The 10,963-nt window shown below is 75.0% G+C and carries 8 protein-coding genes; all 8 read left to right on the forward strand.

Annotation, left to right across the window (positions count from 1 at the left end; translation table 11 throughout):
- Nucleotides 1-14 precede the first annotated feature (14 nt).
- A complete protein-coding gene (locus ACOJTC_RS06305; RefSeq protein ID WP_420116137.1) occupies nt 15-7,136 on the forward strand; it encodes a hypothetical protein in 7,122 nt (2,373 codons plus the stop codon).
- On the forward strand, nt 7,133-7,777 hold the full coding sequence (locus ACOJTC_RS06310; protein ID WP_420116138.1) for a hypothetical protein: 645 nt from the start codon (nt 7,133-7,135) through the stop codon (nt 7,775-7,777). The genes ACOJTC_RS06305 and ACOJTC_RS06310 overlap by 4 nt, the downstream gene beginning before the upstream one ends.
- Nucleotides 7,774-8,193 carry a hypothetical protein gene (locus tag ACOJTC_RS06315; protein ID WP_420116139.1) on the forward strand — a complete coding sequence of 140 codons (420 nt, stop codon included), beginning with the start codon at nt 7,774-7,776 and terminating at the stop codon, nt 8,191-8,193. The genes ACOJTC_RS06310 and ACOJTC_RS06315 overlap by 4 nt, the downstream gene beginning before the upstream one ends.
- Nucleotides 8,186-9,337: a hypothetical protein gene (locus ACOJTC_RS06320; RefSeq protein WP_420116140.1), complete on the forward strand. Its 1,152-nt coding sequence runs from the start codon at nt 8,186-8,188 to the stop codon at nt 9,335-9,337. The genes ACOJTC_RS06315 and ACOJTC_RS06320 overlap by 8 nt, the downstream gene beginning before the upstream one ends.
- On the forward strand, nt 9,334-9,840 hold the full coding sequence (locus tag ACOJTC_RS06325; RefSeq protein WP_067303923.1) for a phage baseplate assembly protein V: 507 nt from the start codon (nt 9,334-9,336) through the stop codon (nt 9,838-9,840). Before ACOJTC_RS06320 ends, ACOJTC_RS06325 begins: the two co-directional genes overlap by 4 nt.
- On the forward strand, nt 9,840-10,184 hold the full coding sequence (locus tag ACOJTC_RS06330) for a hypothetical protein (RefSeq protein ID WP_204924339.1): 345 nt from the start codon (nt 9,840-9,842) through the stop codon (nt 10,182-10,184). The genes ACOJTC_RS06325 and ACOJTC_RS06330 overlap by 1 nt, the downstream gene beginning before the upstream one ends.
- A complete protein-coding gene (locus ACOJTC_RS06335; RefSeq protein WP_204924340.1) occupies nt 10,181-10,543 on the forward strand; it encodes a GPW/gp25 family protein in 363 nt (120 codons plus the stop codon). The genes ACOJTC_RS06330 and ACOJTC_RS06335 overlap by 4 nt, the downstream gene beginning before the upstream one ends.
- The coding region (locus tag ACOJTC_RS06340) for a hypothetical protein (protein ID WP_420116141.1) at nt 10,540-10,963 on the forward strand (424 nt) is incomplete at its 3' end. The genes ACOJTC_RS06335 and ACOJTC_RS06340, both read left to right, overlap by 4 nt.

The following is a 10,963-nucleotide window of genomic DNA, read 5'->3' on the forward strand; positions in this document are numbered from 1 at the left end:
CCCTGTGGCGGCCGGTGGCGTGGCTGCCGGCCGGGGCGGTCGCCGCCGACACCGGTGCCGTGGCCACCCCGTCGCGCCCGGCCACCCCGCCGGCCCCCGACCGCGCGCCGGCCGAGGAGGCCACGACCGGGCCGCTGGAGGCGGAGCTGGGCGCGCTGGTGGACCGCCGGTACCGGGCGGAACGGGCCCGGATGATCGACCTGCTCGACGGGCTGTGGGTCTCCGGCGACGACGTGCGGGGCTGCCTGCGCATCCTGGACACCCTGCCGTTCGTGGTCGCCCGCAGCCTGGTGCACAGCCTGCCCGCGCCCCGGCGCACCGACCTGGCCGGCAACCTCGACGACGACCACCACCGCGCCTACCCCCGGGCCGCGCTGGCCGCCCTCGGCGGGCAGACCCCCTACCTGCTGCGGGTGCTGGAAGCCGACAACGTGCACGGGTTGGACACCGACGGGCTCGACCCGGTGCGGCGGCGCACCGCCCTGAACGTGCTGCGGGCCCTGCGGACCAGCGTGTTGCGGGAACTGCTGGCCGGTGACCGCAAGACGCAGTTCCGGGCGTTGCTGGCCGAGCGGCCCCCGTCGGGCACCGACGCCGACGCCCTGCGCGAGCAGGTCCCCGCGCTGGGCGGGGCGGCGACCGACGACGACCGGCTCGACCGCGACACCGACCTGGCCACCCGGCTGCGTCGGGTGCAACGGTCGATCGACGACCGCCGGGCCGACGAGGCGCTGCGTCAGCTCGCCGACCTGGCCCCCGCCGCACCCACCGCCGGCACCCCGGCCACCGCCGCGCCGGCCGCCGCCGGGCCGCCCGAGCCGGGGCCCCGGCTGCGGTACGTGGTCCGCCAGCTCGACGACGGCGGCCACCTCGACACCCTGCTCGACCAGGTGCCGTGGGAGGAGAAGCGGGTCGACGCGCCGCTCGGTCCCCGGCTGCTGGTCGTCCTCGCCGCCCGCGCGGAGCACCGGAACCTGGCCCGGGTGGAGGGGCTGCTGTCGTACGGGCTGTTCGACTGGGCGATCCGCGACCACGAGGCCCGCTTCGCGTACCTGCTGCTGCGTAGCCTGCCGCTGGCCGCCCAGGACCGGTGGCGGCAGCTCGACCGGGGCAGCTGGTTCGACCGGTTGGAGGAGAACATCCCCGCCGCCGACGTGCTCGGCGGCAGCTATACCGGCGTCGGCACCCTCGCCGAACCGCTGCAGCGGCGGCGGCGCAGCGCCGGGCAGGTCGACGCCGACCGGCTCGTCGCGGACATCCATCGGATCGTGCAGGGCGGCCTGGACGGGGTGAACGCCGTCGAGCTGGTCCGCCGGCTGATCGGCTACGACCGGCCGACCGGCGCGACCGCCGGTCCGGATGCCCGGGGGCGGGAGGCGCTGCGGACCGCCGTGCACCGGTTGGACGCCCTACGCGACCTGGACCGCATCCTCGCCGCGTTGCCGGACGCGTACCTGACCCACGAGATGTGGCGGGCCGAGCTGCTCGACCTGCTCGCCCTGCGCGACCCGGCGCACCTGCAACGGCAGGCCCGCGGCCTGCTCGCGATCGGGCTGACCGACTGGGCGGTGAACCCCCGGGAGGCGTGGCTGGCCTTCCAGCTGGTGCGCAGCCTGCCGGTGGCCGACCAGACCCGGCTGGCCGCCGAGGACCCGGACCGGTGGGCGCGGATGCAGTCCGGGATGACCCCGCAGATGCGCGCCTCGCTCGCCGTCACCGCGATCTCCGGTCCGCGCCGCGTCGAGGCCCGCGACCAGCTGCGGGACCGGCTGCGGGACGACCGGCTGTGGCGGGCCGGGCGGGTCACCGAGCTACGGTCGTTGATCATCCAGGCGTACGCGCTGGACGACCGGCGGTGGGTGTTCCTGCGTTCCCGGGAGGTCCGCGCGGACCTGCTGCCCGCCCTGGCGACGCTGGTGGCGGAGCTGCGGCTGTACCACGCGACCCGGCGGCCCACGTTCGACCCGGAGTCGTTGCGCACCGACGGCACGCCGACGGTGGTGGGTGACCTGGCCCGGTTGGTCGCGGTGGGGCTGAAGCTGCTGTTCCTCAGCCGCACCGGGCTGAGTCTGTTCACCGACGAGGTCACCGTCGACGAGTTCGACCTGCACGACGCCCAGTGGATCAGCGGCGACCTGGGGGGTGCCCGGCTGCGCGACACCGACCGGGAACGCGCCAACCGGCTGTCGCTGTCGCTGGACGCCCGGCAGGGGGTGCTGCGGATCAGGCTGCCCCGGCTGGAACTCGACGGGGTGAACCGCACCTTCACCGGCAGTTCGCTGCGGACCGGCCGGATCACCCTGACCGACCTGGACATCGTCGCCTCGTTCTCCGACCGGGGCTACGAGCGGCCGGTCGGCGCGCAGGCCGGGATGGGCGCGTTGAGCGTCTCCGACGTGGTGTACGCCAGCGACGGGCTGCCCGGCGGGCTGCTCGGCCTGACCCGGTTCGGGCTGTCCACGCTGGCCTTTCGGGCCGGGGCGACCGGGCAGGAGAACCTGACCGAGCCGGGCCGGCACGGCTGGGTCGGCATCCCGATCATCGATCCGCTGATCCACCTGCTGCACAACGTCATCTCGTTCTACGGCGGGCTGCCGTTCCTGTCCAAGATCAGCGACGCGTTGCTGGCCCCGTACACGGCCGGAGCGCCGTTCCTCGCCCAGCAGTTCACCTCGCTGACCGCCGGGGAGATCTTCACCCCGTTGGCCAACGCGACGATCGGACTGCTCACCGACGGGGTGTTCCGTCCACCACGGACGGTCGGCGAACGGGTCACCGACGCGGTGGAGATGATGCACTCGCTGCGGGTCAGCTTCTCCAGCGCCACCGCCGAGGGGCTCTCCTTCGCCGGCCTGCAACAGGTCGGCCGGATCGAGGTCGGCCGTACGCTGATCGGGGTGGCCACCAGCCTGCCGGCCCGGCTGCGCGCCGAGCAGGAGTCGCTGCGGCTGCGCCGCGAGACCGCCACCGGATCGCAACGCGCCGCCCTGGACGAGCGGCTGCGCGCCGTCGACAGCCAGCTCACCGCGCTGGAGCCGGCCGAGCGGGAACTGGACCGGTTGGAGTCCCGGCACCGCTGGCACGCCGAGTCGCTGTCCGAGGCCGAACGTCGCCGGCTGGTGGAACTGTCCGACCAGCTCCGCCAGTCCGTCGGCGGGGCGATCGACGTCGGCGGCATCCGGGTCACCGGGCTGACCGGTCGGGTCGAGGCCGCCGGGGTGGAGATCGACCCGATCCACGCCGAGGCGTCCCTGCCGTCGCGCGCCGGGGAGTACCTGCCCGACGACGAACTGATCACCAGGTTCCGCCGCGACCGTGTTCCCGCCGACGCGGCGACGACGGCCCGGGGCAGCACCGGGTCGGCCACCGTCGCCGGGGTACGGCTGCTGCCCGGCCCGGCCGGCGCACCGGCGCTGCGGCTGGCCGCCGGGGATCTGCCCACCCGCGCCGACGTCACCGCCCAGCTCGCCGCACTGCCCGACGAGCCCCGCTGGGCGGACCGACGGGCGGAGCTGACCCGTTGGCTGGCCGACCTGGACCGGTTGCGGGAGTTGGAGTCGCTGGCCGCCGAGCCGGTCGACCCGGCCGGCCGCCCCCAGCCCGGGCACCGCACCCGGGCCCAGGAGCAGGAGCTTCAGCTGCTGCGGGAACGGGCCCGGCGGTACTTCGGCATCACCGCCGGCGGGCTGAGCGTCGGCGGGCTCGACGTCACCCTGGACCCGGCCACCCTCGGGGTGCAGGTGCGGCTGGCCGAGCTGACCGCCACCGACGTCCGCGCCGGGGCCACCGCCGTGGAGCGGCTGACGGCGTCCCGGCTGCGGGTACGCGCCGACCTCGACACCGTCGGCGGCGGTGCGCTCCCCGCCGAGCTGGCCGGCCCGGCCGCCGCCGCGGGGTTGCCGGTCGGCCGGACCGCCGTCGGTTTCGGCGTGGGTGAACTGGCGGTGACCGGGGTCTCCGGGCCGGGCGTGCAGGCGCAGCGGATCGCGTTCACCGCACCGGCCCGCGCCGACGGCACACCCGGCGAGGCGATCCACGGCCGGGTGCTGCCCGACGGCGACGACCTGCGCCTGCCCGACCTGGTGGTGGAGCAGACCGAGCTGACCGGGCTGGCGTGGAACTCCCCCGGCCGCAGCGTCTACGCCCGGGGCAGCACCCGGATCGGCCGGATGAGCCTCGACGTGCGGGTCCGCACCGGCGCGACCGCCGCCGGGCGGCAGGTCCGTGGCGCGCTGGTGCGCAACCTGGTCATCGACCGGATCGACGCCGACCGGATCGGAATGGACGTCACCGACCCGGCGCCGGGCATGAGCGTCGAGGTGGTCTCCGGCGCGCTGATCGGGGTGCGGCTGCGCGACCTCGACGTGGACCTCACCGGCGAGGAGCTGACCTACTCCGGGCGGTTGACCGTCGGTCAGCTCGACCGGCTCCGGTTCGCCGTGATCTCCCGTGCGGTGCAGGGCGGCCCGACCACGATCACCGGCACCGTGGCCGGCCGACCGACCGGCCCGGACGCCGCCACGGTCACCGTGGACCTGATCCAGGCCGGGCCGCACCGGGTCGACCCGGTGACCGGCCGGATCCTCAGCGACCCCACCGACAGCCAACGCATCCAACTCGATGGCCTCACCCTTACCGACACCACCCTGCGGACCCCGGACGGCGCGGTCACCGTACGCCGGGCGGGCCTCGGTGGCCGGCTGGTCACCGAACGGGCCGGCGGGCTGCGGTTCGAGGACGTCGGTCCGGCCCGCATCGAGCTGGGCGCGATCGACTGGCGGGCCGGCGACGGGCGGATCGTCTCCCGGGGGCCGACCGTGCTGGACGGGCTGACCGCCAGCGGTCGCTGGGACAGCACGCCGGAGCAGCGCGACGCCGCCGGTCGGGTCGTCCCGGCCGCCGCCGCGCTGCACCTGGAGCGGCTGCACATCGCCCGGATCACCGGGCGGGACCTGCGCTACCGCGACGGGGTGCTCGACGTCGGCCTCGGCCGGCCCGAACCGGTCCCGGCCGGGGAACCGGACCGGCCGCCGTTGGAGATCCTCGACGTGGACCTGCGCGGCCTGCGCTGGTCGGCGGCGGCGGGGGTGACCGCCGGACGGCTCACCACCGGGGTGACCCGGGTGGAGATCGCCGGCCGGATCGACGCCGCGCTGCACGTCGACGGCGCGTTGTGGGCCGCCCAGCTCACCCTCGCCTTCGGTCGCGGCGGCCGGATCCAGGCCCGGGTGGTCGGCGGTGAGGCTCAGCTCGGCGTCGGCCCCCGGCCGGGCGAACACGACCAGCACGTCAGCATCCAGGGGCTGGACACCGGGGTGGTCAGCGTCGGCCCGGACCACATCGAGATCGGCCCGGACGGCCAGCCGGGCCTGAACCTGGCCACCATCTCGGTGGACGCGCTGAACTGGCAGGGCGCGGCGCTCGGCCTGCGGATCCCGTCGGGCGCGGGGGCGATCACCCTGCTCGGCATCAGCGCGCGGGCCCGGGTCGACCTGTGGCCGGCGGGCACCCCGGGCGGCCGGTTCCGCCGGTTGCTGCTGCGCGAGCTGGTGGTGCAGCAGACCCGGGCCAGCGGGCTGCTGGTCGACCTGCACGACGGCACCACCATCCGGCTCAACCCGGACATCGAGGCGGTGCTCGGGGAGCTGCGGCTGGTGCCGGCAGCCGGGCAGGACGGCTTCCTGGTGGAGGCGACCCGCACGGCGGAGGGGATGCGGATCCTCGGCGGCCTGCGGATCGGGGCCATCGAGGCGGCCCGGGTCGGCTTCGACATCGGCACGTTCCTGTCCGGCGGCACGGCCGACTTCACCGCCGGCGGGCTCAGCGTCGACTTCCTCGACCACGGTGGCCTGCGGCTCAACCTGGCGCAGCCCACGCTGACCGCGATCAGCGCCCAGGTCACCGCCGACCCGCGCCGGCAACTGCTGTTCCTCGGCGCACCGACCGGCCGCCCCGAGTACGGGCTGCGGTTCACCTCGATCGGCTACGAGCAGGACCCGGCCGGTCCGGACGGCACGGCGGCCCCCGGCCGGCGGATCGCCGTACGCGGCGGTGAGGTGACCGGGCTGAGTTTCACCGACAGCGGGCTCGGGTTGTACGTCTTCGTCGAGCAGGGGCTGCTCGGCGACCTCACCCACGACCTGACCAGCGGCGCGGGTGAGCTGCCGTCGTTGGACATCCGCAACGCCCGGTTCGTGCTGGACCTGGCCACCATGCTGGGCGGCGGCTCCCCGATCCCGGCCCCGCCGCCGGCCCGGACCACCAGCGCGCAGCGCCGGGCCGCCCTGGCCGGCAAGTGGGACGCGCTGGTGCGGGTGCTGGACGCCTACCGCATCGGCGAGGTGCTGGACAGCCTCAACGGGCACATCGACTTCGACGTCACCCACGACGGATTCCTGTGGGGTGAGCGGAGCTGGGAGGTGCGGCTGGCGTTGCGCGACGGGGCGGTCGACTACCGCAGGCTCACCGGCGCGCTGCCGTGGTGGACACCGGGCCGGTTCATCGTCGAGGGCGACGACCTGGTCTACCGGGTGCACCTGCCCAGCTTCGGGGCGGAGGGCGCTCCCCCGCCGGACAACAACGTCGACCTCCTGCGGTGGCAGCTCGACACCGGCGAGGTCAGCCAGGCCCGCACCGAGCACCTGGTACGGCTCAACCGGCTGCTGCGACCGACCGCCGCCTCCCGCGACGACCTGCTGCACACCGTCGCCGACGTGCAGAGCGACGAACCGTCGACCGGCCCGCCCGGCAGGTTGGCGATCGGCAACGTCGACGTGGACCTGTCGGTCAACAACCCCCGGGAGATCACCCTGCCGCTGGGCGGCGGCAACGAGATCGTGCTGGCCCCCGACGCGCTGGTGCACCTCGCCGTCGGCGGTGGGGTACGGCGGGCCGGCGGTGGGGGCGGCCTGCCGGGCCGGCTGCGGCCGGTGTCGTTGCAGAGCGCCACGGTGGCCCGGGTGAACCTGCTCTTCGACGGGCTCGGTCTGTCCACCGGGCAGATCCGGATCACCGAGCTGGCCGACTGCACCGTCGACTTCAGCGGGTTGGACCCGCTGCTGATGCAGGGCCGGATCACCCGGGCCGTGGCGGAGCGGATCCGCTGGCGGCGTCCCACCTCTGGAGGCACCCCGTGACCAGTCCCCTCAGCCCCCGACTGCTGCGCGCCGGCCTGGTCGTGCTCGACCCGGACAGCGGGCGCAGCCGCCGGGTGATCACCCTGCAGTACAACCCGGACGCGCTGACCCGCGGTTTCCAGCTCAAGACGGCCGGGGCCGAGGGTGGGGCCCGGGGCGAGGCGCTGCGGATCACCGGCCCGCCGGTGCAGACGCTCACCCTGGAGGCCGACCTCGACGCCGCCGACCAGCTCACCGACCCGCAGACGGTGGAGCTGGGGCTGACCGCGCAACTGGCCGCCCTGGAGTCGCTGGCCTACCCCAGCCTGGCCGCCGTGCAGGACGCGGCGGCGCTGCTGGCCGCCGGAACCCTGGAGGTGGTGCCGCCGCCGGCGCCACTGGTGCTGCTGGCCTTCGGACGACGCCGGCTCTGGCCGGTACGGATCACCGAGTTGACCATCACCGAGGAGGCGTTCGACCCGATGCTGAACCCGATCCGCGCCAAGATCCGGCTGGGTCTGCGGGTGCTGACCGTCAACGACGTGGGCACCGACGGCCGGGCCGGCGGCCTGGCCATGGCCGCCCACCAGCAGCTCGAACAGCTCGCCGGTCGGGCGCGCGGCGGGCGGCTGGCCGACCTCGGCATCGACCGGCTGTCATGAGCGACCCGACCGACACCGACCCGGCCCTGGTGGCCGCGCAGAGCCGGGTCGCGGAGACCCTCTTCGCCGCCACCGGCGCCACCGGCGGCCAGCCGACGCCCGGGGCGCTCGCGCCGGACAGCCGGTACGCCGCCGTGGGCACCACGGTCACCGTCGACCCGGAGACCGGCGAGGAGACCGTGCACCTGCGTCGCCGGTTCGTGCCGCCCGCCGAGCGGCTCGCCACCGCCGGCTGGGAACCGGTCGCCGACGGCGACCGGGTCGACCTGCTGGCCGCCCGTACGGTCGGCGACCCCACCGCGTTCTGGCAGCTCTGCGACGCCAACGGGGTGTTCGACCCGACGGAGCTGATCCGCCCCGGCCAGGTGGTCCGGGTGGCCCTGCCCGAGGGGTTCCCGGGGAGCCTCGATGCCTAGCGGGGTGCGGTTGCAGGTGCTGATCGGGCCGCTGACCTTCCGGCCGGCCCCGATGGAGCTGGTGGCGGCGGTGCAGGAGGCGCAGGTCACCCAGAACGCCGGGCAGCGCTCGGGTTTCCAGCTGCGTCTCGCCCTGGGCCGGGGGTCGCCGGTGGAGCGGATGCTCGCCGACGGCAGCCTGGACCCGCCGACCCGGGTGCTGCTGGTGCTGCACCTCGACGGGCGGCCGCAGGTGCTCTCCGACGGGGTGGTGACCCGGCACGATGTGGCCCGCAGCAACGACGCGGGCGCGTCGACGCTCACCCTCACCGGGGTGGACGTCAGCCAGATGATGGACCTGATCGACCTGTCGGACCTGCCGATGCCGATGCCGGCGGAGGCCCGGGTGCTGACCCTGCTCGCCCCGTTCGCCGCGTACGGGGTGGTGCCGATGGTGGTGCCCAGCGTGCTGGTGTTCGCGCCGAACCCGGTGCAGCGCATCCCGGCGGTACGCGGCACCACCTTCGCGTACGTGTCGCAGCTCGCCGACGAGGTGGGTTACACGTTCTACCTGGAGCCGGGGCCGACCCCGGGGATGAACACCGCCTACTGGGGGCCGGAGGTGCGGGCCGGTCAGCCCCAGCCGGCGTTGACGGTCAACGCCGACGCGGGTTCCAACGTGGAGTCGTTGTCGTTCTCCTTCGACGGGGTGCAGAAGACCGTCTACCTGCTCACCGCGTTCCCCGAGCAGGTACGGGTGCCGATTCCGCTGCCGGTGCCGGACGTCAGCCCGCTCAACCCGCCGCTGGGCCGCAAGATCCCGATCCCGCTGTCGTACCGGCGGATGAACGTCGGGCGCTCCAACCCCGACGGCACCGACGACGCCACCGCCCGGATGGACGTCGTGCAGACCCTCGCCCGGGGCCTGGCCCGGGCCGCCCAGTCGGCGAACGTGATCACCGGGTCCGGCTCGCTTGACGTGCTGCGATACGGCCGGCTGCTGCGCTGCCGGCGGCTGGTCGGGGTGCGCGGGGCGGGCCGCGCCTACGACGGCGAGTACGTGGTGCGCAGCGTGACCACCATGGTCAGGGCGGGCGAGGTCAAGCAGCGGTTCACCCTCGGCCGCAACGCCCAGGTCTCCACCTCCGGAAGGGCACAGCCATGACGACGAGGTACTACGGCAAGTATCGCGGCACGGTGGTCAACCACCTCGATCCGTTGCAGCAGGGCCGCATCCAGGTGACCGTCCCGGACGTCACGCTCCCCCCGTCGAGCTGGGCGATGCCCTGCTTCCCGCTCGCCGGCATCCAGGCGGGCATGTTCGCCGTGCCGTTGCCGGGCACCGGGGTGTGGGTGGAGTTCGAGCAGGGCGACGCCGACCATCCGATCTGGACGGGCTGCTGGTACGGCTCGAAGGCGGAGATCCCGGCGCTGGTGTCGTCGGCCCCGCCGCCCACCCCGCCGATCGTGTTGCAGACCCCCGGCCAGGCCACCCTGATGATCTCCGACGCTCCGGGCCCGACCGGTGGCATCCTGCTCAAGACGCTGACCGGGGCGATGATCTCGATCAACGACACCGGGATCATCATCTCCAACGGCAAGGGCGCCTCCATCACCCTGGTCGGGCCGACCGTCGCGGTCAACCAGACCGCGTTGACGGTGACCTGATGCCCGGCCCTCTGCTGCACGTCGGGGCGGTGCTGACCTGCCCGCACACCGGCCCGGTCACCCCGCAGACCGGCAACGCGCGGGTGCTGGTCGGCGGCCTGCCGGTGGTCACCGCCACCGACGCGTACCCGGTCACCGGGTGCACCTTCCAGGTGCCGGTGGGCGCGGGCACCAAGCCGCAGCCCTGCGTCCAGCTCCAGTGGACCACCCCGGCGGCCCGGGTGCTGGTCAACGGGCAGCCGCCGGTGCTCGGCACCAGCGTCGGGCTCGGGGTCAGCGCGGAGGGCGTACCGCAGGGGCCGCCGACGGTGGCCGGCGTGCAGGTCCGGGCGGTGGCGTCATGACCTACCCGGCGTTTCCGTGGCGGCCGGACAACCGGGGCCGCTCCGGCCTGGCCGGCCCGGACCGGCACGTCGCCGACCTGGTGGAGGCGGTGCTGTTCACCGCGCCCGGGGAGCGGGTCAACCGGCCCGACTTCGGCGCCGGCCTCGGCCAGTTGCTGTTCGCCCCGGTCGACGACGCGGTGGTGGGCACCGCCGAGTTGCAGGCCCGCAGCGCGTTGCAGCGGTGGCTCGGCGAGCTGATCGAGGTCGACGACGTCCGGGTCGACCTGGCCGAGGCGGCAGTGCGGGTACACGTCGCCTACCGACTGCGGGCCACCGGCCGACCGGCGCAGGTGTCGGTGGAGAGGGGTGCGGGATGAGCGTGCGGTGCGACGACGACGAGCGGCGGGCCGAGGTGGCCCGGCCGGGCAGCGCGTTCAACGGCATCGACTGGGTCGAGGTGGACGCCGCCGACCAGCGGCTGCTGCACGTGGGTTTCCTGCACCCGCTGCCCGGCCAGACCGGCGGGGTGCCCGCCGGTGCGCCGCTGGCCGTCGGCAACGTGGTGGTCGACGGCGGAGTCCGGATCACCGGCGTACGGGTGCTCAGCGTCGCCGCCGCCGGGGCGGAGCTGACCGTCCGGGTGGACCGGGCCGGTGACTTCTCCCCGTACACCCTGCGGTTGGTGCGCTCGGCGGTGGACGACCGGGTGCCACCCGGCTTCGACCCGGTGCTGGCGGCGCAGGATTTCTCGTTCAAGGCCAACTGTCCCAGCGACCTGGACCCGGCGCCGGCCGCCC

Origin of the sequence: Micromonospora sp., assembly GCF_048594385.1 — a bacterium.
GTDB classification, from domain to species: Bacteria; Actinomycetota; Actinomycetes; order Mycobacteriales; family Micromonosporaceae; genus Micromonospora; species Micromonospora wenchangensis.

Bases quoted from the DNA above. Each gene is read 5' to 3' on its own strand.
- ACOJTC_RS06335 (WP_204924340.1), top strand. From the start codon at position 10,181: ATGACCTACCCGGCGTTTCCGTGGCGGCCGGACAACCGGGGCCGCTCC.
- ACOJTC_RS06315 (WP_420116139.1), top strand. From the start codon at position 7,774: ATGAGCGACCCGACCGACACCGACCCGGCCCTGGTGGCCGCGCAGAGC.
- ACOJTC_RS06325 (WP_067303923.1), top strand. From the start codon at position 9,334: ATGACGACGAGGTACTACGGCAAGTATCGCGGCACGGTGGTCAACCAC.
- ACOJTC_RS06330 (WP_204924339.1), top strand. From the start codon at position 9,840: ATGCCCGGCCCTCTGCTGCACGTCGGGGCGGTGCTGACCTGCCCGCAC.
- ACOJTC_RS06320 (WP_420116140.1), top strand. From the start codon at position 8,186: ATGCCTAGCGGGGTGCGGTTGCAGGTGCTGATCGGGCCGCTGACCTTC.